The organism is Curvibacter lanceolatus ATCC 14669 (assembly GCF_000381265.1).
GTDB classification, from domain to species: Bacteria; Pseudomonadota; Gammaproteobacteria; order Burkholderiales; family Burkholderiaceae_C; genus Curvibacter; species Curvibacter lanceolatus.
This window is the reverse complement of the sequence record NZ_KB906266.1, coordinates 48,512-70,348: the sequence shown is the minus strand read 5'-3', so window position 1 is coordinate 70,348 and position 21,837 is coordinate 48,512. Positions and strand designations below refer to the sequence as shown.

20 protein-coding genes and 1 riboswitch are annotated in these 21,837 nt (G+C 66.4%); of the genes, 9 read left to right on the top strand and 11 right to left on the bottom strand.

Annotated elements, in window-relative coordinates; translation table 11 throughout:
- Window positions 1-37 precede the first annotated feature (37 nt).
- The 6 genes from F624_RS0121655 (at window position 38) to F624_RS0121630 (ending at window position 5,181) form a co-directional block, all read left to right on the top strand.
- The gene (locus tag F624_RS0121655) at window positions 38-262 is read left to right on the top strand and encodes an AbrB/MazE/SpoVT family DNA-binding domain-containing protein (protein WP_031255811.1); all 225 of its coding nucleotides are present in this window, start codon (window positions 38-40) and stop codon (window positions 260-262) included.
- A complete protein-coding gene (locus tag F624_RS0121650; protein ID WP_019576451.1) occupies window positions 259-660 on the top strand; it encodes a type II toxin-antitoxin system death-on-curing family toxin in 402 nt (133 codons plus the stop codon). Before F624_RS0121655 ends, F624_RS0121650 begins: the two co-directional genes overlap by 4 nt.
- A gap of 21 nt (window positions 661-681) precedes the next feature.
- Window positions 682-1,908 carry a type II secretion system inner membrane protein GspF gene (gene gspF / locus F624_RS0121645; protein WP_019576450.1) on the top strand — a complete coding sequence of 409 codons (1,227 nt, stop codon included), beginning with the start codon at window positions 682-684 and terminating at the stop codon, window positions 1,906-1,908.
- Between the two features lie 9 nt (window positions 1,909-1,917).
- Window positions 1,918-2,826 (top strand): 5'-nucleotidase, encoded by a 909-nt coding sequence (locus F624_RS0121640; protein WP_031255809.1) that lies wholly within the window; start codon window positions 1,918-1,920, stop codon window positions 2,824-2,826.
- A gap of 132 nt (window positions 2,827-2,958) precedes the next feature.
- Window positions 2,959-3,348 (top strand): EF-hand domain-containing protein, encoded by a 390-nt coding sequence (locus F624_RS0121635; protein WP_245573695.1) that lies wholly within the window; start codon window positions 2,959-2,961, stop codon window positions 3,346-3,348.
- 48 nt (window positions 3,349-3,396) lie between these two features.
- Window positions 3,397-5,181, top strand: a complete 1,785-nt coding sequence (locus tag F624_RS0121630) for an ABC transporter ATP-binding protein/permease (RefSeq protein ID WP_019576447.1) — start codon at window positions 3,397-3,399, stop codon at window positions 5,179-5,181.
- Window positions 5,182-5,237: 56 nt separating this feature from the next.
- On the opposite strand, the gene F624_RS0121625 is transcribed toward F624_RS0121630, so the two are convergent.
- Window positions 5,238-6,266: a porin gene (locus tag F624_RS0121625; RefSeq protein ID WP_031255807.1), complete on the bottom strand. Its 1,029-nt coding sequence runs from the start codon at window positions 6,264-6,266 to the stop codon at window positions 5,238-5,240.
- A 346-nt stretch (window positions 6,267-6,612) separates the two neighbouring features.
- The gene (locus F624_RS0121615; RefSeq protein ID WP_019576444.1) at window positions 6,613-8,415 is read right to left on the bottom strand and encodes a serine/threonine protein kinase; all 1,803 of its coding nucleotides are present in this window, start codon (window positions 8,413-8,415) and stop codon (window positions 6,613-6,615) included.
- A gap of 242 nt (window positions 8,416-8,657) precedes the next feature.
- On the opposite strand from F624_RS0121615, the gene F624_RS0121610 reads away from it, so the two are divergent.
- On the top strand, window positions 8,658-9,584 hold the full coding sequence (locus tag F624_RS0121610) for a 23S rRNA (adenine(2030)-N(6))-methyltransferase RlmJ (RefSeq protein WP_019576443.1): 927 nt from the start codon (window positions 8,658-8,660) through the stop codon (window positions 9,582-9,584).
- A 34-nt stretch (window positions 9,585-9,618) separates the two neighbouring features.
- Here the strand turns inward: F624_RS0121610 and F624_RS35915 are convergent, their stop codons facing one another.
- From F624_RS35915 to F624_RS0121565, 9 genes are all read right to left on the bottom strand, one after another.
- Window positions 9,619-10,167 (bottom strand): septal ring lytic transglycosylase RlpA family protein, encoded by a 549-nt coding sequence (locus tag F624_RS35915; protein WP_019576442.1) that lies wholly within the window; start codon window positions 10,165-10,167, stop codon window positions 9,619-9,621.
- Window positions 10,145-11,032 (bottom strand): methylenetetrahydrofolate reductase [NAD(P)H], encoded by an 888-nt coding sequence (metF, locus tag F624_RS0121600; RefSeq protein WP_019576441.1) that lies wholly within the window; start codon window positions 11,030-11,032, stop codon window positions 10,145-10,147. The genes F624_RS35915 and metF overlap by 23 nt, the downstream gene beginning before the upstream one ends.
- Complete coding sequence (locus F624_RS0121595; protein ID WP_031255802.1) at window positions 11,029-11,817, bottom strand: TlyA family RNA methyltransferase; 789 nt, start codon at window positions 11,815-11,817, stop codon at window positions 11,029-11,031. The genes metF and F624_RS0121595 overlap by 4 nt, the downstream gene beginning before the upstream one ends.
- Before the next feature lie 142 nt (window positions 11,818-11,959).
- Entirely contained in the window at window positions 11,960-13,393 is a 1,434-nt protein-coding gene (ahcY, locus tag F624_RS0121590) for an adenosylhomocysteinase (RefSeq protein WP_031255800.1), read from the bottom strand.
- A gap of 64 nt (window positions 13,394-13,457) precedes the next feature.
- Window positions 13,458-13,536: riboswitch (S-adenosyl-L-homocysteine riboswitch) on the bottom strand.
- A gap of 103 nt (window positions 13,537-13,639) precedes the next feature.
- Window positions 13,640-14,494 (bottom strand): sugar kinase, encoded by an 855-nt coding sequence (locus tag F624_RS32710; protein ID WP_019576438.1) that lies wholly within the window; start codon window positions 14,492-14,494, stop codon window positions 13,640-13,642.
- 110 nt (window positions 14,495-14,604) lie between these two features.
- The gene (locus tag F624_RS0121580; RefSeq protein ID WP_031255799.1) at window positions 14,605-14,988 is read right to left on the bottom strand and encodes a RidA family protein; all 384 of its coding nucleotides are present in this window, start codon (window positions 14,986-14,988) and stop codon (window positions 14,605-14,607) included.
- Between the two features lie 90 nt (window positions 14,989-15,078).
- The gene (locus F624_RS0121575) at window positions 15,079-16,575 is read right to left on the bottom strand and encodes an N-acyl-D-amino-acid deacylase family protein (RefSeq protein ID WP_031255798.1); all 1,497 of its coding nucleotides are present in this window, start codon (window positions 16,573-16,575) and stop codon (window positions 15,079-15,081) included.
- The gene (locus F624_RS0121570; RefSeq protein WP_019576435.1) at window positions 16,575-17,927 is read right to left on the bottom strand and encodes a GntT/GntP/DsdX family permease; all 1,353 of its coding nucleotides are present in this window, start codon (window positions 17,925-17,927) and stop codon (window positions 16,575-16,577) included. The genes F624_RS0121575 and F624_RS0121570 overlap by 1 nt, the downstream gene beginning before the upstream one ends.
- A gap of 155 nt (window positions 17,928-18,082) precedes the next feature.
- Entirely contained in the window at window positions 18,083-19,360 is a 1,278-nt protein-coding gene (locus F624_RS0121565) for an amino acid deaminase (RefSeq protein WP_019576434.1), read from the bottom strand.
- Between the two features lie 270 nt (window positions 19,361-19,630).
- Here F624_RS0121565 and F624_RS0121560 point away from each other — a divergent pair, with 270 nt between their 5' ends.
- Together F624_RS0121560 and F624_RS0121555 are read left to right on the top strand one after the other, a co-directional pair.
- Window positions 19,631-21,259 (top strand): peptide chain release factor 3, encoded by a 1,629-nt coding sequence (locus F624_RS0121560; RefSeq protein WP_019576433.1) that lies wholly within the window; start codon window positions 19,631-19,633, stop codon window positions 21,257-21,259.
- Between the two features lie 5 nt (window positions 21,260-21,264).
- Complete coding sequence (locus F624_RS0121555; protein ID WP_019576432.1) at window positions 21,265-21,714, top strand: GtrA family protein; 450 nt, start codon at window positions 21,265-21,267, stop codon at window positions 21,712-21,714.
- Window positions 21,715-21,837 lie beyond the last annotated feature (123 nt).

The following is a 21,837-nucleotide window of genomic DNA, read 5'->3' as shown; positions in this document are numbered from 1 at the left end:
CCAACTAATATAACCAACGTTATAACGAAGGACTGCCATGCACATGCTCAAACTCACCCAGATCGGAAACTCCGTGGGCGTCATCCTGCCCAAGGAGGCGCTTGCCCGTCTGAAATTGGGCAAGGGAGAAAGCGTGTTCCTGACGGAAACCCCGGCGGGCTACACCCTGACGCCCTATGACCCGACACTGGAAGACGAGATTCAGGCCGGACGGGAATTCATGCATGAATTCCGAGACACCTTTCACCAGTTGGCCAAGTGAGCGCCGCCCCGACCTGGCGTTGGATCAGCAAGCAAGCCCTGATCCTTCTGCACGACGAAAGCCTCGTGGAACATGGCGGAGGCAGTGGCTTGAGAGACGAGGGCCTGCTGGACTCGGCTCTGGCCCGGGCCCCCAACCTGGCCCACTATGGTGAACCCGATGTGGCCGCCCTGGCGGCGAGCTACGGAACCGGCCTGGCCAAGAACCATCCCTTTGTGGACGGCAACAAGCGGGCCGCCTTCCTGGCCGTCGGTATGTTTCTCTACCTGAACCGCTACAAACTCACGGCCACCCAGGCCGAAGCCACCGCAGCCATGCTTGCCTTGGCTGGGGGTGACCTGACCGAAGACCAATTTGCTGCCTGGCTTCGACTGCACATCCAGGCGCGACAGCCCTGACCCTCCAGAGCGCCCATTTTCATGCCCGCCTACTCCTTCGAAGCCGTCGACCCCCAAGGCCAGCCCCGCAAAGGCGTGATCGAGGCCGACACGGCCCGTGCCGCCCGCAGCCAGCTGCGGGCCCAATCCCTGGTGCCGCTGTCGGTTGAGCCCGTCAAGGGCAGCCAGGCCGATGCCGATGGGGTGCACCGGCGCGGCCTGTTCGGCAAGCGCGTGTTCAGTTCCACCACGCTGGCGATCTGGACGCGCCAGCTGGCCGGCCTGGTCAGCTCGGGCCTGCCGCTGGAGCGGGCCCTGACCGCGATGGCCGACGAGGCCGACAGCGAGTCGCAACACCACCTGGTGGCCAGCCTGCGTGCCGAGGTCAATGCCGGCGCCTCGTTCGCCCGGGCCCTGGCGCAGCACCCAGGCGAGTTCTCGGACATTTTCACCGCCGTGATCGCCGCCGGCGAGCAAAGCGGCCACCTGGGCATGGTGCTGGAGCGCCTGGCCGATGACCTGGAAGAGCGCCAGGCCCTGCGCAGCAAGCTGATCGGCGCGGCCTTGTACCCGGCCATCGTGACCTGCGTGGCGGTGGTCATCGTGCTGTTTTTGGTGGGCTACGTGGTGCCCCAGGTGGCCAATGTGTTTGCCGGCACCAAGCGCGCCCTGCCCTTGCTGACCCAGATCATGCTGGGCGTGAGCGAGCTGGTGCGCCACTGGGGCTGGCTGATCGGCCTGATGCTGGTGCTGCTGGGCGGGCTGAGCCGCTACCTGCTCACGATCGAGGCCTGGCGCCTGCGCTTTGACGCGGCCTGGCTCGGCCTGCCCCTGGTGGGTAAACTCAGCCGCGGCTACAACGCGGCACGCTTTGCCAGCACCCTGGCCATGCTGGCCGCGGCCGGCGTGCCCATCCTGCGCGCGCTGCAGGCCGCCGCCGAGACCGTGTCCAACCGTGCCATGCGGGCCGACGCCCTGGACGCCCTGGTGCTGGTGCGCGAAGGGGCCCCCTTGGGCTCGGCCCTGGCGCAGAAAAAGCGCTTTCCGGGCCTGGTGGCCATGTTTGCCCGCCTGGGCGAGCAGACGGGCCAGTTGCCGGTGATGCTGCAACGCGCCGCGGTGCAGCTCTCGACCGAGGTGCAGCGCCGCGCCATGCAACTGGCCACCATCCTTGAGCCCTTGCTGATCGTGGGCATGGGCCTGATGGTGATGTTGATCGTGCTGGCCGTGCTGATGCCCATCATCCAGCTCAACCAGTTCGTCAAGTAAGGATTCGGTATGCCGGTTTCGTTGGAGGGGCAATTGGTGGTGGCGATTTCTTCGCGGGCGCTGTTCGACTTCGAGGAAGAGAACCGGATTTTCGAGCAGGGCGATGACCAGGCCTACATGCGGCTGCAGCTGGAGCGGCTGGATCAGCCCGCGCGGCCGGGGGTGGCGTTTTCGCTGGTGCAGAAGCTGCTGGCCTTCAACCAGCCGGGGCGCCAGTTGGTCGAGGTGGTGATGCTGTCGCGCAATGACCCGGTCAGCGGGATGCGGATCTTCCGCTCGGCGCAGGCTGGCGGCATTCCGATGCAGCGCGGCGTGTTCACGCAAGGGCGTGATCCGTTTTGCTACCTGCGGCCGCTGGGGGCGCACCTGTTCCTGTCGGCCAACGAGAGCGACGTGCGCCAGGCGCTGGCCATGGGGTTTCCGGCGGCCCGGGTGCTGACCGAGTCGGTGCAGGCCAGCAACAGCCACCCGACCGAGGTGCGCATCGCCTTTGACGGTGACGCGGTGCTGTTCTCGGACGAGGCCGAGCGTGTCTTTCAGAGCCACGGGCTGGATGCCTTTCAGCAGCACGAGCGCAGCAAGGCCAGCCACCCGCTGCCCGACGGCCCGTTCAAACCCCTGCTGGCCGCGCTGCACCACCTGCAGCAAGCGGGCACGGCGCACATGCGCATCCGCACCGCCCTGGTCACGGCCCGCAGCGCCCCGGCGCACGAGCGCGCCATCCGCACGCTGATGGACTGGAACATCGCGGTGGACGAGGCCATGTTTCTCGGCGGGCTCGAAAAAGGCGGGTTTCTGCGCGAGTTCGAGCCCGACTTCTTCTTTGACGACCAGACAGGCCACGTCAATTCGGCGGCGCGCCATGTGCCCGCCGGGCATGTCAACAGCGGTGTGTCCAACCCACCGCCCGCCGCCTGAACGCCGGCGCCCCGCGGGGTGAAGCCTCTGTAAAGGCCGCGTAACACTGCGAAAAACCGGCCGCCATGGCGAGGCTTCAGGCGTTGAAGTCCGTGCCCTGTGCCACCATCTGTCCCCGACGAAAGGATCAGCATGAGTTCTACTGACCGTTTGCGCGCTCTGGCCGCAGCTTTGAAATCCACCTGGGCCCCCGCTTGCCTGGGCTTGATGTTGTGCCTGGGCCCGCTGGGCGCCAGCGCCGAAACCACAACCACCGCCCAACCCTCGGACGAGCAACCCAGCGAGGGCGAAGCCCTGGCGGCCCGCCAGTTCCGCATGCTCGATTTCAACGGCGACGGCTACCTGTCGCGCGGCGAGGTGGCCTTGTTCCCCAAGCTGGCCAAGGCCTTTGACGCCGCCGATGCCAACCACGACGGCAAGGTGAGTTTCGAGGAAATCCGCGCCTACGCACGCGAAGTGCGCGCCCAGAAAGAGAAGGCCGAAGCCAGCAGCAAGGCCGACACGGGCGCTGCCAAGCCCTGATCCCTGCTGCGCTCAGATCACAGCCCCATCCCGCCAAGCCCAGCGCCCATGCTCCAGCAACTGAAATCCTTCAGCGCCGTCACCGCCCGCGTCTGGGCCTTGTCCCTGCCCTATTTCAAGTCCGAGGAGCGCTGGAAGGCGCGTGGCCTGCTGGCCGCCATCGTGGGCCTGAACCTGGCTGCGGTGTTCATGCTGGTGCAGATCAATGAGTGGAACCGGGTCTTCTACGATGCACTGCAGAACAAGCAGGCCGACGTGTTCTGGCAGCAGCTGGGGCGCTTCGCCGTGCTGGCGGCGGTCTACATCGTGATCGCGGTCTACAAGTTCTACCTCACCCAATGGCTGGAGTTGCAGTGGCGGCGTTGGATGACCCGGCACTACCTGCAGCGCTGGCTGGGCCAGCACCTGTTCTACCGGCTGGAGCTGAGCCGCTTTGCCCGCGCGCATGCCCAAGGCGCAACCTCGCCCGACAACCCCGATCAGCGCATCCAGGAAGACGTGAACCTGTTCACCTCGGCCTCGATCTCGCTCAGCATGGGCCTGCTCAATGCCGCGGTCACGCTGGCCAGTTTCGTGGGCATTCTGTGGGGGCTGTCGGGCAGCTTCGGGTTCTCGTGGCAGGGCAGCGACTACAGCATACCGGGCTTCATGGTCTGGATGGCGGTGCTGTATTGCGTGGCGGGCAGCGTGGCCACGCACTACATCGGCCGGCCCCTGATCGCCTTGAACTTCGGGCAGCAGAAGCTGGAGGCCGACTTCCGCAGCCACATGGGACGGGTGCGCGAGTACAGCGAATCCATCGCGCTGGACCGCGGCGCTGCGGTGGAGAACCAGCAACTGGACCTGCGTTTCTCACACGTCATGCGCAACACCCTGGACCTGATGCGGGCCCAGAAGCGGCTGATCTGGTTCACCACCTTCTTCGGCCAGGCGGCCGTGGTGTTCCCCTTCATCGTCGCGGCGCCCCGTTTCTTCAGCGGCGCCATCCAGTTGGGTGAGCTGATGCAGATTGCCTCGGCCTTTGACCGGGTGCAGGGTTCGCTGAGCTGGCTGGTAGACAACTACGACTCCCTGGCCGGCTGGCGGGCCACCACCGAGCGGCTGGCCAGCTTTGAAGAAAACCTGAATGCCCAGGAGGCACCAACCCAGGGCCTCACAACGCAGACCGGGGAAGGCCTGCGCGTCGACAGGCTGAGCCTGACGCTGCCCGACGGTGCCCCTCTGCTGGCCGCCAGTTCCGCCCAGGTCGCGACGGGGGCTCGGGTGCTGCTGCAAGGCCCCTCGGGCAGCGGCAAATCGTCGCTGTTCCGTGCGCTGGCGGGCTTGTGGCCCTATGCCCAGGGCTCGATCACCCAGCCGGCCGATGTGATGTTCATCCCCCAGAAGCCCTACCTTCCCAACGGCCGCCTGCGCGATGCCCTGGCCTACCCCGAGGTGGCCAGCCGCTATGACGACGCTCAGTTGCGCGAGGCCCTGGCGCAGGCCTTGCTGCCCCACCTGGGTGACGCACTGGACCAGGAAGACGCCTGGAGCCAGAAACTCTCCGGCGGCGAGCAGCAAAGACTGGCCCTGGCCCGGGTGTTCCTGAAACAGCCCGCCTGGGTGATGGCCGACGAAGCCACCAGCGCCCTGGACGAAGCCAGCGAACAACTGATCTACCAGCGACTGCTGGCACTCACCCAACGCCGTGGCGGAGGCCTGGTGTCGATTGCCCACCGACCGGCGCTGGCCGCCTTCCATGACCACCGTTGGCAACTGGAGCCACTGCCCGGGCCAGGCCGGGAGTTCCGGCTGGTCAGCGCAGCCGCCGAGGCCGCTCAGAGCACCCCATAAAAAAACGCAGCCCGAAGGCTGCGTTGAATTGGGGAGAAACTCGCTCGCTCAAACCATCAGAAAGAATGGCGGATACCGACGCCGAAGCTGTTGCCAGTCGACTTGGCGGTGATCTTGTCATTCATGTACACCGCATAGACATCGGTGCGCTTGGACAGGAAGTAGTCGTAACCCAAGCTGGCGGTCTTGCGCGAGGCGCCACCGTCGATCTTGGTCTGGGCATAGGCGGCCAGGAACTTGCCGGCCCCCACCGGAGCGGAAGCGCCGATGGAGGTGGTCTTGGCCTTGGGGGTCAGGTCGTTGTTGGCCTGGCCGTAGGTCAGGAAAGCCTTGGCCACCGAGAAGTCGTACGAGCCACCCAGCATCCAGTCGGTCTTGGTGTTGAGCGGGCTGAAGGTGGTGACGGTGGGGTTGTTCAACTGGTCACGTTCGTAGAACGCAGTCAGTGCCAAGGGGCCGTTGAAGTAGAGGGCGTTGGCGCCGACGTTCTTCTTGCCCGAGTTGCCACCCGTGTCAGCCAGGTTGCTGAACTGGTAGTGCACGTTGCCCGACAGGCCGCCGAACTTGGGCGTGCTGTAGATGATTTCGTTGGACCAACCGGTGTCCGACGGCGTGGTGGCCGTCCAGCCCGTGCCGTTGAACAGGCCCACGTTGGCGTGCAGCACCAGGGGCGAGAAGGTGAAGGAGTCACCGAAGGGGTTGAAGATGACGGTGGGCAGGAAGTTGGGTGCCAGACCGCGGCCGATGGTGACGGCACCGAAATCGCCCGACAGGCCCAGGTTGGCGTCACGCGAGAAGAAGTTGTCGCCCGTGAAACGGCCCGGGGTGCCCGAGTTGATGCGCATGAACGAAGTCAGCGCAAAGTTGGCCTTGAGGCCGCCGCCCAGGTCTTCGGTGCCCTTGAAGCCGACCCACGAGGTGGTCATGCCACCGCTGCCCACTTGCTTGGTGGCGCCAGAGTCACCAGCCATGCGAATGGAACCCGCAAAGCCGTCCATCAGGCCCATGACCTGAACCGAGCTTTGCGCCTGCGCGCCACCGGCCACAGCCGCCAGCGCCAACATCGACAGAAGAGATTTTTTCAAGTTTTTCTCCAGAGGTTTAAAAAACAGCACGCCATGAAAATCAATCAGACCCGGTGACTACCTGGGCATCCCTGTGCCATCGCAGCGGCTCCATGCTCCCCCGCTCGGTGGCCTGCATGGGCCACCTGACGATCGCAAACTCAGGGGTGGGGTCTGTTGACATTCTGTTGTCAGCACACGAATGAAACAGACCGTTTCAATTTAGTGACAAGCAATTGGCGGGCCATCCTGAAGGTCAAATAGTGACCATATGAAAACCGTTACACCCACTTGAACGGCTTTCAGCTAGGAAATGTATCCAAGCTCAGGCCGCCGCCCAGCCCTGGGCGACAGCCGGCAGGCGACATCACAGGGTGTCCGGGCGCCGCGCGCGCTCCTGCATGCCGCGCCGGTAGTCCACGCAGGCCTGGGTATCGGTGTTGTTGGGCTTGGCACATTCGCGGTGCATGCACAGTGTGCGCAGCAGGATGCCAACATCGCCACACAAAAGCGCACCGTTTTGGTGATTTTTATCTGCCAAGGGGGCGGCGCCACGGGGGGCGGCCTCTGTCGCAGAGCCCGTTTCAGCGGTTTTGGGGACGGGCTCGTTGCGCTTCAGGCGCGCCGTTGCTGAAGGTGTTGGTGCCGCGGCAGCCCTCCCCGGGTGGCTGGCCGGAGCCTGCGCGGCAGGCGGCGAGGTCGAACCAGCGGTACTGGCAGATGTGGCGGAAGTGGCTGAGCCGGCCGGGCGCCCCTGTGCACCAGACACGACAGGGGCCATGGGGGCCGCTGGCGGCGACGGCAAGACCTCTTCAAACCCCTGGCCCGGGGCCCTCTCCACCACAGGGGCCACAGGCTCCGCCTCGTGCGACCGCCAGCCCCACCAGCCAACACCGCCGGTCAACACCAGGGCCAGGGCCGCCCCGCCCCATCCAAGCCGCCGTGACCAGACCACGGGTTGGCGAACGGGGGCCTGGCGCACCGGGTCGATCGACAGATCCAGCGTCGGCGCAGGCCCGCCTGCATCAGGGACGGCGGGCACGGAGGCGGCCCCATGGGCAGGCGCCTCGTTGGCCATGTCCACGGTCACCTCGCCCGGCAGCCCCCGTTCCGGCAAGCGCTGAGTGACGGCCTCGGGCTCGGTCCGCGCCAACACACCGTCGGCACGGGCCGCTGGCAACCAGAGGTCCCCGAGCTCCTTGCGCCAGTCGAAGCGGCCCAGGTTCTCGTCATCGGGGTTCAGTTGCATGCACTCAGCCAGGGCCCGTGTGCTGGCGGGCCGCATTTCGGGCCGGATCTCCAGCGCCTGACTCAAACCGTCCAGAAAAGGAGCCGAATAGCGCAGGCCGAACTCGGTCGTCAACACGCGGGCCACCTCGTGGAAGGGCTGCATGCGGTCCTTGATGATGCGGAAGGTGGCCGGGGTCGGCGCCTGGCCGCACAGGCAGTCGTACACCACGGCGGCCAGCGAGTACAGGTCGGACCAGGGCCCGGGCTGCATGTCTTCGGTGTCGGCATACTGCTCGATCGGCGCGTAATGCACCTTGAGGATGGCCGTGTGCTGGTGCCCCTGGCCGGCCAGGGCCCGGCGTGCCGCGCCCAGGTCGAGCAGCACCGGTGGGCCGATGTCCTGCAAAAAGATGTTGTCGGGCGACACATCCCGGTGCAAGGTCTGGTGCTCGTGCAGGCACTGCAAAGCCCCCAGCAGCCCCCCGATCACCTTGCGCAACCAGGCCTCGGGCGGCGGCCCACGCATCTGGGAGCGCGCCTGTTGCAAGGTCATGCCCTGGTAGAGCGGCATCACCATGTAGGCGGTGCCATGGGTCTCCCAGAAACGGAACACCTTGACCAGGGAGGGGTGGTCGAACGAGGCCAGCAAGCGCGCCTCGTTCAGAAAGCCTTGCAGCCCGCGCTGGAAAGCCGGCGCCTCATGGGGCGAGCGCAGCGCCACCGACAGCCCCTGCCCCCGACCGACCAGGGCACCCGGCAGGTACTCCTTGATCGCCACCGAGCGCTGGAGAGAGCGATCAAAAGCCTTGTAGACCAGCCCGAATCCGCCGACGCCGAGCAGGCCCTCGATGTCGAACTCGGCCAGCCGCGTGCCCGCCGGCAGGGCGTCGGCATGGCTGGGCCCCTGAGCGGAGCGTTCGGGCGGAACGGGTGAAGACATGGCGGAAATGGGTCTGGGCGGGGCTGCGCTGCCGCGACGGTGGGGAAGGACTCCCCTGCGCGGTCTGCGGCAGGCATGGACATGCTCGCACCGCCAATTGTCCTTAATTTGTCCGACGAACGGCCAAAACGGGCAAATTTCGCGCCGATCGTCGAAATTTTGGGGTGGGATTTCTTCAGATACCCGGTGCGAGGCCGCCGTTCAAGCCCCGGTTCCGGGCCTGGGCCGTTACCATTGGCGCCATGTTCAGTTACCGCCACGCCTTCCATGCGGGCAACCACGCCGATGTGCTCAAGCACACCGTGCTGGTGTCCGCGCTCCAATACATGACCGAGAAAGACGCGGCCCTGACCGTGATCGACACCCATGGGGGCGCGGGTCTTTACAGACTGGACGGTGATTACGCCAGCACCAGCGGTGAAGCCGACACCGGCATCCGCTGCCTCGTCGACGGCCCCTTCTCGGCCCAGAACACGGCCCTGGCCGTCAAGCAGGCTGCAGCCAAACCAGCGCCCGAAGCCGCCGCCAAACCCCTCACCCCGGCGCTGCAAAGCTACCTGGACCAGATCCGCTCCTTCAACAGCGGCAACTCGCTCAAGGTGTACCCGGGCTCGCCCTTCATCATCCAGCGCCTGCTGCGCAGCCACGACCGCCTGAAGGTGTTCGAGTTGCACCCCACCGATGCCCGTTCGCTGGACGGCAACATCGCCCAGTTGGAAGCCGGCCGCCAGGTGGCGGTGCTGCGTGAAGACGGGTTTGAGGGCGTGAAGAAGTTTCTGCCGCCGCCGGCACGGCGCGCCCTGCTGCTGTGCGACCCCAGCTACGAGATCAAGACCGACTACCTGCGGGTGCAGGACCTGATCGCCGATTGCCTGAAGCGCTTTGCCACCGGCACCTATGCGGTCTGGTACCCGATCATCCCGCGCCCCGAGGCGCACGACCTGCCCAAGCGCCTGAAGACCATGGCCAACAAGGCCGGCAAGGCCTGGCTGCACGCCACGCTGACGGTGAAATCGGGCAAGGCCGGCTCCGGGCTGCCGGCCAGCGGCATGTTCCTGATCAACCCGCCCTTCACGCTCAAGGCCATTCTCAAGGATTCCCTGCCGCAGATGGTGGAGCTGATGGGCCAGGACCGGGGTGCGGGCTTCACGCTGGACAGCGGGGGCTGAGCCCTCCTCGCCCCACCGAAGGCCCTGCGGGGCCTCAGTTGCCGCAGGGCAGACCGGTCACCACCGGCAGCGACAGCGCCACTTCCTTGATGCCCACGCCCATCAGATCGAGGGCGATGGCCGCCGCACGGCTCACGTCGATGATGCGCCCCATGGTGTGGGGCCCGCGGTCGTTGATGCGCACCAGCACCTCTTTGCCGTTGTTGAGGTTGCGCACGCACACCCGGCTGCCAAAGGGCAGGGTGCGGTGCGCGGCGGTCATGGCGTTCATGTTGAAACGCTCACCGCTGGCGGTGCGACGGCGGTGCAGCTCGATGCCGTACCACGATGCGCCACCGCGCTCGAAATACACCTCATCGGGTGCCATCAAGGTGCTCAAAGGGTCGCCGGGCGGCTCGTCCGGCTCCTCCTCCGATGAGCTGCCTGCAGCCTCCAGCCGAGTGGCCAGCGGCAGCTCCACCCCGGCAAAACCAGGCTGGGCCGCCCAGGCCGACAACGGGTGAGCGACCAGCGCCACCACCAACGTCAGCCCGCGCAGCCAGCCCGGCACCCCCATGGGTTCAGCGCGCTGCAGGCGCCGCATCGGCCACCAGGCCCAGCCGATCCAGCAAGGCCAGGGTGCTGACGCTCTGGTTCATGGTGTAGAAGTGCAGCGCCGGGGCTCCGCCCTGGCGCAGTTGCTCGCACAGTCGGGTCACGACATCCAGACCGAAAGCCTTGATCGACTCCACATCGTCGCCAAACCCTTGCAGACGCAGGCGGATCCAGCGCGGGATCTCGGCGCCACAGGCGTCCGAGAAACGCATCAGCTGGGTCGAACTGGTGATGGGCATGATGCCCGGCACCACCGGCACCTGCAGGCCCAGCTTGCGGCTTTCGTCGACAAAGCGGAAGTAGGCATCGGCGTTGTAGAAGTACTGGGTGATGGCCGCATCCGCACCGGCACGCACCTTGGCCGCATAGGCCTGCAGGTCGGCCTCGGGCGAACGGGCCTGGGGGTGCACCTCGGGGTAGGCCGCCACTTCGATGTGGAAGTCGTGTCCCGTCTCGGCGCGGATGAAGGCCACCAGATCGCTGGCATATTGGAATTCGCCACCCGCACCGTAGCCGCTGGGCAGGTCGCCCCGCAGCGCCACCAGGCGCTTCACGCCCATGGCCTTCAGAGTGGCCAGTTGTTCGCGCACCGAGGCCCGTGTGGCGCCGATGCACGAGAAATGGGAGGCCGCGCTGCAGCCCTCAGACAGGATCTCGCGCACGGTGGCAAAAGTGCCTTCTTGCGTGGAACCACCCGCCCCGTAGGTGACCGAGCAGAACTCAGGCCGGCGGCTGTAGAGCGCCTGACGCACGGTGCGCAGCTTGGCCGCCCCTTCGGGCGTCTTGGGGGGAAAGAACTCGAAACTGACCGGCAGCAGGGCCGAGCCCGCTGCACTGGATGTGGACGCGCTCATGCCGCCCTCCTTGAGTGAATGAAGAATTCGCGGTTGCCATCGCCGCCGCTGATCGGGCTGTCCAACCAGGCCAGCACCTGCAGCCCCAGTTCCTGACACGCGTCGCGCAGGCGCTTCTCGACCACGGCGAACAGCGCCGGGTCGCGCACGATGCCGCCTTTGCCCACCTGGCCGGGTTGCAGTTCAAACTGCGGCTTGACCAGCATGAGCAGCTCGCCACCCACGCCCAGCATGGGCATCAGCGCCGGCAGCACCAGGGTCAGCGAGATGAAGGACAGGTCACCCGTGATGAAGTCGAACTGGCCATCAAACGGGCCGCGCGGGCTTTCCAGCCCCTCGCAGTGCTCCATCAGCTCCAGCGTGGTCAGGTGGCGGGCATTGACCTGCTCGATGCAGGTGACGCGCTCGTCGAAGCGCAGGCGCTCGTACAACTGCCCTTGGCCCACATCGACGCCCACCACATGGGCGGCGCCGGCCTGCAGCAGGCAGTCGGTGAAGCCACCGGTGGATTGGCCCACGTCCAGGCACAGCTTGCCAGCCACCGACAGGCCGGTGGCTTGCAGGGCGCCTTCCAGCTTCAGACCGCCGCGCGACACGTAACGCGCCTCGGCGGTGTCGACCAGCTCGATCAGGGCGCTGTCGGGCAGCTCCTGGCCGTTCTTCAGCACCGCCACCCAGGGCGAGGCCTCGCTGGGGCGCCATTGGACGCCCGCCGCGATGAGGCGCGAGGCCTGCGACCGGGAAACGGCCAGGCCGCGCTCCACCAACAACTGATCAGCTCGCATGAAATCCTTAAAAATGAAACACCGTGGGCCAGGGCCGCCCGCCCTGCCCGCCCAAAAAGCCGGGCAGGCCCCATCGCAAGAATGCCACGGCCCCGAGCCGGGGCTGGCGGCATCCTCCGATCACAGATCGATCACGGACCGATCAATAGCGGTAGGTATCGGGCTTGTAAGGGCCTTGCTTGGGCACGCCGATGTAGGCGGCCTGCTCGTCGGTCAGCTCGGACAGCATGGCGCCGACCTTCTTCAGGTGCAGGCGGGCCACCTTTTCGTCGAGGTGCTTGGGCAGCACATAGACCTTGCCGCTTTCGTAGAAATCGCTGTGCGTGAACAGTTCGATCTGGGCGATGGTCTGGTTGGCAAAGCTGGAGCTCATCACGAAGCTGGGGTGACCGGTGGCGCAGCCCAGGTTCACCAGGCGGCCCTTGGCCAGCATGATGATCTTCTTGCCGTCCGGGAAGATGATGTGATCGACCTGGGGCTTGATCTCTTCCCATTCGTACTTCTCGACCGAGGCGATGTCGATCTCGTTGTCGAAGTGGCCGATGTTGCAGACGATGGCCTGGTCCTTCATCTTGGCCATGTGGTCGTGCGTGATGACGTGCTTGTTGCCGGTGCAGGTGACGAAGATGTCGCACTTGTCGGCGGCGTAGTCCATGGTCACGACCTTGTAGCCTTCCATCGCGGCCTGCAGCGCGTTGATGGGGTCGATTTCAGTGACCCACACCTGGGCCGACAGGGCGCGCAGGGCCTGGGCACTGCCCTTGCCCACATCGCCGTAGCCGGCCACGCAGGCGACCTTGCCGGCGATCATCACGTCGGTGGCGCGCTTGATGCCGTCCACCAGCGACTCGCGGCAGCCGTACAGGTTGTCGAACTTGCTCTTGGTCACCGAGTCGTTCACATTGATGGCACGGAACATCAGGCTGCCCTTGGCCGACATTTCCTTCAGGCGGTGCACGCCGGTGGTGGTTTCTTCGGTCACGCCGATGATGTGGGCGCTTTTGCGGCTGTACCAGGTCGGGTCTTGGGCCAGCTTGGCCTTGATGGCGGCGAACAGGCAGGTTTCTTCTTCGCTGGTCGGGTTGGCCAGCAGGGACGGATCGGTCTCGGCACGCTTGCCCAGGTGCATCAGCAGCGTGGCGTCACCCCCGTCGTCCAGGATCATGTTGGGGCCTTCGCCTTCGGTGCCGGCAGCGCCGAAATCGAAGATGCGGTGGGTGTAATCCCAGTAGTCGGTCAGGCTTTCACCCTTGATGGCGAACACCGGGGTGCCCGAGGCGGCGATGGCGGCGGCAGCGTGGTCCTGCGTCGAGAAGATGTTGCACGACGCCCAACGCACGGTGGCGCCCAGGGACTGCAGGGTTTCGATCAGCACCGCGGTCTGGATCGTCATGTGCAGCGAGCCGGTGATGCGGGCGCCCTTGAGCGGCTGCTGGGCCTTGAACTCGTCACGGATGGCCATCAGACCGGGCATTTCGGTCTCGGCGATCTTGATTTCCTTGCGGCCCCAATCGGCCAGGCCGATGTCGGTGATCGCGCAATCGGCGTTGAGTGCGGGGGTGCTGCGTGCGTTCATGGTTTGCTCCAAAACATGTTTGAAAAAACCACTTGCCGGGGCGAAAAAGACTCATCGCACGGGAAGTGGATGAGCGTCGTTGCGTAGATGGTCCGAGCCTCACGCCCCGCTGTGCTGGGGGCGCTGCAACGCTCCTCGGATGGCGGCATTTTAGTTGCAAAACGCCGTTTGTCACCCAATGCCCCCGAATCGGCCTCAACCAGACGCCTATCGGATGCCCATCGGAGCCATCCCGCCCCGTCCCGACTACAGCGCCGGCATGGCCTCTCGCGGGATGATGGCCCCGGGCCAGCCGATCACCGCGCCCGAGACCCGGTGCGCCAGGGCCGCAGCCTCCGGGATCGAAGCCCCGCGCAAGCGCCCCGCCAGATAACCCGCCGCAAAGGAGTCGCCTGCGGCACTGGTGTCGACCACCCGAGCCACCGGCTGGGTCGGCACATGCCATTGGCCGGCTTCGGTGGCCACCACACAGGGGCGGGCCCCTTGCTTGACCACCACTTCGCGGCATCCCAGGCCCAGACTGCGCTGTACCGTCTGCTGGGCAGGGTGCGGCCCGTACAGCAGAGTTTCATCGTCCAGCGTCAGCAGAGCGACATCGGCCAGGGCCAGCACGCGCTCATGGGCCTCACGGGCCTGGTCTGCGCGCCACAGTGTGGGCCTGAAGTTGTTGTCAAACCAGATCAGCCCGCCGGCGCGCCGGAAGGCGGCCAGGGCCTCGAACAAGGCCTCGCGCCGCGCCGGTGGAAACAGCGCCAGCGTGATGCCCGACAGGTAAAGCACATCGATCTGGCCCGGATTCAGCAGGGTGGCGAAATCGAGCTCGCCACTGAAGTAGTGACGGGCAGCGCTGTCGTTGCGCCAGTAAAAGAACCGGCGCTCCCCGCCGGCATCGGTCTCGATCAGGTACAGGCCTGGCATGCGCCCGGGCAGGCGGGCCACCCGCTCGGTGAACAGCCCCTCGTCCTGCCACTGGCTCAGCAAGCCCTCACTCAGCGGGTCGTCGCCCAGCGCGGTGGCGTAATGCACCTCGGCGGGCCAGCCCTGCAACAGCCGCGCCAGGTAGATCGCCGTGTTCAGGGTGTCCCCCCCGTAGCGACGCATCAGGGGCTGCCCCCCCGAACTCGATCATGCACTCGCCCAGCGACACGATATGCACGGGCCCGGCGCTGGCAGCGGCCGGAAAATGGGAACTCATGGCGCCAGACCCCTGCTCAGACCGCTGTGGGCCGGCGGTAGGCCACGCAGTCCACCTCAACCCGGCAGTCGATGACCATGGGGGACACCACGCAGGCGCGCGCCGGCGGGTGCTCGCCAAAATAGCTCATGAACACCCGGTTGAACGAGGCGAAATCACGTGGGTCGTCCAGCCAGACACCGCAGCGCACCACATGCTCAGGGCCATAGCCGGCCTCGGCCAGCACCGCCAGCACATTGCGGATGGCCTGGTGCGACTGGGCCACGATGCCGCCGTCGATCACCTCGCCATCGCGCATCGGGGTCTGGCCCGACACAAACAACCACCCGTCAGCTTGGGCAGCGCGTGCAAACGGCATCTTCTGGCCGCCTGTGCCATCGGCGACGCCATAACGCTGGATATCGGACATGAGAAAACTCCTTCTTTCTTGAATTCAATGACGCGCTGTCAAGCGCTGTGAAGCTCTGGTTGGGGGCTGCTGAGCGGCTTGTCAGGCCTGGGCCTCAAGCCGCTGCGGTGCGGCAGCAAAACGGGCGGGCAGATCGGACGAGCGTGGCAGGAAGCGACCGGCGCGGGCGCCGGTCGCCTGCCCCTGGCGGTACGACAGCACGCCGTTGACCCACACCGCCTCGATGCCCGCGGCACGCTGCTGGGGGTCGTCGAAGGTGGCGGTGTCTCGCACCGTGAGGGGGTTGAACAGCACCAGGTCGGCCCAATACCCCGGCAAAAGGCGCCCGCGCTGATCCAGGCCATAGCGGGCCGCCGACAGGCCGGTCATTTTGCGCAGCGCTTCCGGCAAGGCAAACAAGCCCTGCTCGCGGGCGTAGTGGCCCAGCACCCGGGGAAAGGCCCCCCACAGCCGTGGATGCGGATGGGGGTCTTCGGGCAGTCCATCCGAACCCACCATGGACATCGGGTGCGACAGGATGCGACGCACATCGCCCTCGTTCATGCCGTGGTACACCGCGCCCGCAGGCTGCAGCCGACGCGCCGCCTCCAGCAGGCCGACCTGCCAGGTCCGAGCGATCGAGGCCAGGGTCTGCCCGGCCATGTCGGGGTGGGGCGTGGACCAGGTGATGAAGATGTCGAACTCGTCGGTCACCTGCTTGAGGTCAAGCGTGGACGAACTGGCGGCATAGGGGTAGCAGTCGCAACCCACGGGCTGCAGGCGGGCGGCGCCGTCCATGGCGGCCAGCACTTCGGTGCTGCGCCCCCAGTTGCGGGCGCCCGCGCACTTGAGGTGCGACACGATCAGGGGGCTGGGCCCGTGGCGGGCCACGTCAAAGGCCTCGTCCAACGCCGCCAGGATGGGCTCGAACTCGCTGCGCAAATGGGTGGTGTAGAGGGCGCCATGGGCCGCCACCTCGGCCACCAGACGCTTGAGCTCGTCGGTGCTGGCGGCAAAGGCCGAGGCATAGGCCAGGCCTGTGCTCAAGCCCAGGGCCCCGGCCGCCAGGCTGTCGGCCAGCTCCAGCCGCATGGCCTCGATTTCAGCCGGGCGGGCCGCCCGGTCCAGGTCATCCAGGTGGTTGCTGCGCAAGGCCGTGTGCCCAATCAGGGCGGCTACATTGACCGCCGGCTGCGCCGCCTCGATGGCCTGCCGGTAATCGGCAAAGCGCGGGTAGCGGAAGGCCGAATCCGGCCCCAGCAGGTTCATGGGGTCGGGCGCGCTGCCGCGCAGGCGCACCGGCGATGCGCTGATGCCGCAATTGCCCACCACCACCGTGGTCACGCCCTGGCTGATCTTGGGCAGCATCTCGGGCTGGCGGATCACCACGGTGTCATCGTGGGTGTGCACGTCGATGAAGCCGGGCGCCAGCGCCAGGCCCTGGGCATCGAACTCGACCCGGGCGGCGGGACGGGGCTCGTCGCCTCGGAACAGGCACAGCCGGCCGGCGGAGTCCACCCCCACATCGGCCAACTCGCCCGGGCGGCCCGTGCCGTCGTAAACCGTGGCGTGGCGGATCAGCGTGTCGAGGGCCTCCATCACAGCACCCCAGCCAGGGCCCACACCAGGCCAAACGCCACCACCGAGATCAAGGTCTCGAGCACCGTCCAGGTCTTCAGGGTCTGCCCCACACTCATGTTGAAGTATTCCTTGATCAGCCAGAAGCCGCCGTCGTTGACGTGCGACAGGATCAGCGAGCCGGCACCGGTGGCCAGCACCAGCAATTCAGGGTGGGGGTAGTGCATGGCCAGCGCGATCGGCGCCACGATGCCGGCCGAGGTGGTCATGGCCACGGTGGCCGAACCGGTGGCCACACGCATCAAGGCGGCCAGCAGCCAGCCCAGCAGCAGGGGCGACAGCTGGAAGGCCGCCGACAGGGCCACGATCTGCGTGGTCACGCCCGAATCCACCAGGATGCGGTTGAGGCCCCCACCCGCCCCCACCAGCAAGGTGATGCCCGCCGTCGGCGCCAGGCATTCCTGCGAGAACTTGAGCACGTCTTCGCGTGAAAAGCCGCGCGCCAGACCCAGGGTCCAGAAACTGACCACGGTGGCAATCAGCAAGGCGATCACCGAATTGCCGATGAACAGCAGAAAGCCGCTCAGTGGGGTGCCGGCCGGCGCCAGCACCGGGGCCCAACCGCCCAGCAGCATCAGCGCCACCGGCAGCAGCACGGTGAACATGGTGATGCCGAAACCCGGCAGCGAGCGGGCCCCGGCGTCGCGGTCGGTGAACTGGTCGGCCATCGGGTTGTGGCTGGGCAGCACGATGCGCGGAGCGATGAACTTGGCGAACAGCGGGCCGGCGATGATGGCGGTGGGCACACCGACCAGGATCGCGTAGGCCACCGTCTTGCCCACTTCGGCACCATAGGCGCCCACCGCCATCATGGCCGCCGGGTGAGGCGGCACCAGGCCGTGCACCACCGACAGGCCCGCCACCATGGGCAGCCCCACCATCAGCATGGACACCCCTGTGCGCCGGGCCACCGTGAAGGCGATCGGGATCAGCAGCACAAAGCCCACCTCGAAGAACAGGGGCAGCCCACAGACAAACGCGATGCAGACCATGGCCCAATGCGCATTGCGCTCACCAAAGCGGTCGATCAGCGTGAGCGCGATGCGGTCGGCACCGCCGGACTCGGCCATCATCTTGCCCAGCATGGTGCCCAGGGCCACCACCAGGGCAATGTGCCCCAGGGTTTTGCCGACGCCGGTCTCGTAGGCCGCCATGATGTCCTTGGCCGGCATGCCGGCCACCAGGGCCAGCCCCAGGGAGACCAGGGTCAGCACGATGAAGGGATTGATGCGGTAGCGTGCAATCAGCAGCACCAGCGCCACGATGGCGATGAGCGCATAGAGCAGCAAAGACGGGTTGGCGACAGCAGGCACAGGGTCTCCTTGGTTGTTGTTTCTTGGGGCAAGCGTTTCAAACGGTTCAATGGGCGCCCTCCGCAAGGCGGCGTCGACGTGCCGACCCAGCGCGGCCTGGCATGCAGGTCCCGCGTTGCGCTCAGGCACGTTGGCAGCGGGTCAGGGCCTGGGCGTCAGAACAGGGTCTCGACGGCGCTCAGCACCTGGTAGTGCTCGTCCACCAGCAGCAGCTGACGCCATTTGTCGAAGGTCAGGCAGGGGTGGGAGATGTCGAAGATCAGGATGTCGCCCACCCGCAGGTCGGCGCCCTCGGGCACGCTCATGAAGGCGTGCTGATCCATCATCGCGGTCAGCACCCAATCCTCGGGGGCGGGTCGCACCCCGGCAAAGCCGCCCGGCCGGGCCTGCAGGCTCACGGTGGGCAGGCCGGCATCGAAGGCCGCGTCGCGCTTGCCCAGCGCGATGATGGCGCGCCCGGGCTCCGGCAAGGACTGCACATGGGCACACAGCTGCAGGGCCGGCAACAGGCTTTGCCCCATCTCGCGCGCCACCGGGTTGTCGGCCCGAATGCGGCGCTCGGCGGCGCGGTAAATGCCCACGTCGTGGGTCAGGTAGCAACCCGGGCGCAGCACCACGTCCAGCGTGCAGCCCAGGTCCTGCCCCGAAAACACCTCGGCCACCACGTCAAACCAGGCCGAGCCGGCACCCGACAGCAGCACCGTGTCTTCGGCAAAGCGCTGCTCGGCCGCCAGTGCCCGCGTGCGCTCCAGCACCTGCTGCAAAAAGCCCCGGATTGCGTCCGTCTGCTGCAACACCCCTTCGTAGACCTCCACCCCGACCAGGGCCAGGGCGCGGGGCCAGCGGGCCAGGGCGGCCAGGCATTCGGCCTCCTGGGCGGCATCGCGCACCCCGGTGCGGCCACCCGGAACGCCGTACTCGATCAGCACCCGCAGGCGTTGCCCCACCTCGGTGAAGAAATGCCCCAGCGCATCGATGTTGGCCGCCGAATCGACAATGCAGCAAAAGCTGAAATCCGGGTCTTGCGCCTGGATGCGCGCGATCAGCGCCATGTTGCCGCGCCCCACCAGTTGGTTGGCCATCAGGATGCGGTGCACACCATGGCGGTAGGCGGCGTTGACCTGCGAGGCCGTCGCCAGCGTGATGCCCCAGGCGCCGTGCTCCAGTTGCCGATGGAACAGTGCCGGGCTCATGGTGGTCTTGCCGTGCGGTGCCAGCTTGACCCCATAGCGGGCCATGAAGGTCTTCATCCAGCGCAGGTTGTGCTCGATGCAGCTTTCGCGCAGCACGGCCACCGGCAGGCTCACCTCGTCGTCAAGAATGCGCCATTGCAGGTCCTTGAGCTGGGCCAGCGTGCATCCGTCAGGTGCGGCACCCAGGCCCTTGGTGTCGAAGTTCAGGTGATTTTGGGAAAAGAGGGCTGCAGTGGTCATCGTCAATCCTGGTCTAGCTCGGATTCTTGGCGATGGCAGCCGTTTCGCGTGCGGGATTTTCAAACACTTGTGGCTCGCAACACATGGACACAAGAGTGCCTCTTTCGACGACTGTCCGGGCCAAGCCGGTAAAATCGGCACCCACGGGCCAGGCTCAGGCCACCGCCCTTGGCTCCCAACTTGGATCCGCCGCCCCTGGCGGCTGTCGGCCAGCCCTGAGCGCTTGCCGGCCAGGCCACGACAACCCTCTGCCTCACTCGGACAAAGACCTTGAGCTTTCTCGAAGAAACCCGCCGCCGTCGCACTTTCGCGATCATTTCCCACCCGGACGCGGGCAAGACCACGCTGACTGAAAAGCTGCTGCTGTTCTCGGGCGCGATCCAGATCGCCGGCTCGGTGAAGGCGCGCAAGGCCAGCCGCCACGCCACCTCGGACTGGATGGAGATCGAAAAGCAGCGCGGCATCTCGGTGGCCTCGTCGGTGATGCAGATGCTGTACCGCGATCATGTGATCAACCTGCTCGACACCCCCGGCCACAAGGACTTCTCGGAAGACACCTACCGGGTGCTGACCGCCGTCGACTCGGCCTTGATGGTGATCGATGCCGCCAACGGCGTGGAATCGCAAACCCGCCGGCTGATCGAGGTGTGCCGTCAGCGTGACACCCCCATCCTCACCTTCGTCAACAAGATGGACCGCGAAGTGCGCGAGCCGCTGGACATCCTCGACGAGGTGGAGCGCGAGCTGGGCATGCCCTGCGTGCCCATGACCTGGCCGGTGGGCCAGGGCAAGAGCTTTGCCGGCATCATCAACCTGCGCACCCAGGCCATGACGGTGTTCGAGGCCGGCAGCGAACGCCTGCCGCATGACTTCGAATCCATCCCGCTGTCCGAGCGCGGCACCCTGGTCCAGCGTTTCGGCAGCGAGTTTGAGGCCGCGGTGGAAGCCATGGAGCTGGCCACTGGCGCCTCGCCCAGCTACGACCACGACGCCTTCCTGGCGGGCAAGCAGACCCCGGTGTTCTTCGGCTCGGGGGTGAACAACTTCGGCGTGATGGAGGTGCTCGACGCCCTGGTCGATCTGGCCCCGCCCCCGCAATCGCGCAAGAGCACGGTGATCGTGAACCGCCAGCCGGTCGAAAAGGTGATCCAGCCCGAGGACGAGGCGTTTTCGGGCGTCGTGTTCAAGGTGCAGGCCAACATGGACGCCAACCACCGCGACCGCATCGCCTTTGTGCGCATGGCCTCGGGCAAGTACACGCCGGGCATGAAGCTGCGCGTGCAGCGCACGGCCAAGGAACTGCGGCCCACCAGCGTGGTGACCTTTCTGTCGCAGCGTCGAGAGGCGGTGGACGAGGCCTATGCCGGCGACATCATCGGCTTCACCACCCACGGTGGCGTGCAACTGGGCGACACCATCACCGACGGCGCCAGCCTGCAGTTCACCGGCCTGCCCTTCTTTGCGCCCGAGCTGTTCATGAACGTGATCCTCAAGAACCCGCTGCGCACCAAGCAGTTGCAGCAAGGCCTGGCGCAGCTGGGTGAAGAAGGCGCCATCCAGGTCTTCAAGCCCGACATGGGCGGGGCCATGCTGCTGGGCGCCGTGGGCCAGCTGCAGTTTGAAGTGGTGCAGCACCGCCTCAAGACCGAGTACGACGCCGACGTGCGACTGGAAAGCAGCCAGTACACCAGCGCCCGCTGGATCACCGCCGACACACCCGCCGAACTGAAGGCCTTCACCGACGCCTACCCGCTGCGCCTGGCCCACGACGCAGCCAACACCCTGGCCTACCTGTGCACCTCGCCCTATGACGTGCGCCTGGCCCAGGAGCGCTTCCCGAAGATCCATTTCCACCCGCTGCGCGAACACGCCGGCCTGGCGCTGCAGACGGCGGGTTGAGGACCATGACAGCCGAAACCGGCGCATCGACCGCCCCGCCACGTTCCGTGATCCATCAACTGTTCTGGTTCGGGGTCTCGGGGGTGCTGGGCTTGCTGGTCGACATGGGGGTGCTGTGGTTGGCTGTTCCCTGGCTGGGCCTGTATGGCGGGCGGGTCTTGTCCTTTTTGTGCGCCGCCACCAGCACCTGGGCCTTCAACCGGCGCCAGACCTTCGCCCCCACGGGGCGGCAAGGCAGGACGCTGGTGGCCGAATACCTGGCTTACCTGGGCACAATGAGTGTGGGCGGCGCAGTCAACTACAGCGCCTACGTGGGCTTTGTTCACCACTTCCCCGAACTTCCCGGCTTTGCCATGTGGGGCGTTGCCGTGGGGAGTCTGGCCGGGCTTGGATTCAACTTTGCAAGCGCCCGTTTTCTGATTTTTCGGACCCGACCCAAGCAGTCGAAATCCTGAACCCGCGCCGTTGCGCTGGCAGTCGAGCCTCTGTCACAAGGTTCCGGCCGCTTTTTCTGAACGGCAGCGGCCCCAAAACCGCTGTTAAACGCCTCAGACAAGCTTCTCGGGATTGCCCCGATG

Coding starts and splice junctions, on each gene's coding strand:
- F624_RS0121635 (WP_245573695.1), top strand. CDS start 2,959: ATGAGTTCTACTGACCGTTTGCGCGCTCTGGCCGCAGCTTTGAAATCC.
- F624_RS0121565 (WP_019576434.1), bottom strand. CDS start 19,360: ATGACCACTGCAGCCCTCTTTTCCCAAAATCACCTGAACTTCGACACC.
- F624_RS0121615 (WP_019576444.1), bottom strand. CDS start 8,415: ATGTCTTCACCCGTTCCGCCCGAACGCTCCGCTCAGGGGCCCAGCCAT.
- F624_RS0121630 (WP_019576447.1), top strand. CDS start 3,397: ATGCTCCAGCAACTGAAATCCTTCAGCGCCGTCACCGCCCGCGTCTGG.
- F624_RS32710 (WP_019576438.1), bottom strand. CDS start 14,494: ATGCGTCGCTACGGGGGGGACACCCTGAACACGGCGATCTACCTGGCG.
- F624_RS0121655 (WP_031255811.1), top strand. CDS start 38: ATGCACATGCTCAAACTCACCCAGATCGGAAACTCCGTGGGCGTCATC.
- gspF (WP_019576450.1), top strand. CDS start 682: ATGCCCGCCTACTCCTTCGAAGCCGTCGACCCCCAAGGCCAGCCCCGC.
- metF (WP_019576441.1), bottom strand. CDS start 11,032: ATGAGCGCGTCCACATCCAGTGCAGCGGGCTCGGCCCTGCTGCCGGTC.
- F624_RS0121595 (WP_031255802.1), bottom strand. CDS start 11,817: ATGCGAGCTGATCAGTTGTTGGTGGAGCGCGGCCTGGCCGTTTCCCGG.
- F624_RS0121640 (WP_031255809.1), top strand. CDS start 1,918: ATGCCGGTTTCGTTGGAGGGGCAATTGGTGGTGGCGATTTCTTCGCGG.
- ahcY (WP_031255800.1), bottom strand. CDS start 13,393: ATGAACGCACGCAGCACCCCCGCACTCAACGCCGATTGCGCGATCACC.
- F624_RS0121555 (WP_019576432.1), top strand. CDS start 21,265: ATGACAGCCGAAACCGGCGCATCGACCGCCCCGCCACGTTCCGTGATC.
- F624_RS35915 (WP_019576442.1), bottom strand. CDS start 10,167: ATGCGGCGCCTGCAGCGCGCTGAACCCATGGGGGTGCCGGGCTGGCTG.
- F624_RS0121575 (WP_031255798.1), bottom strand. CDS start 16,575: ATGGAGGCCCTCGACACGCTGATCCGCCACGCCACGGTTTACGACGGC.
- F624_RS0121610 (WP_019576443.1), top strand. CDS start 8,658: ATGTTCAGTTACCGCCACGCCTTCCATGCGGGCAACCACGCCGATGTG.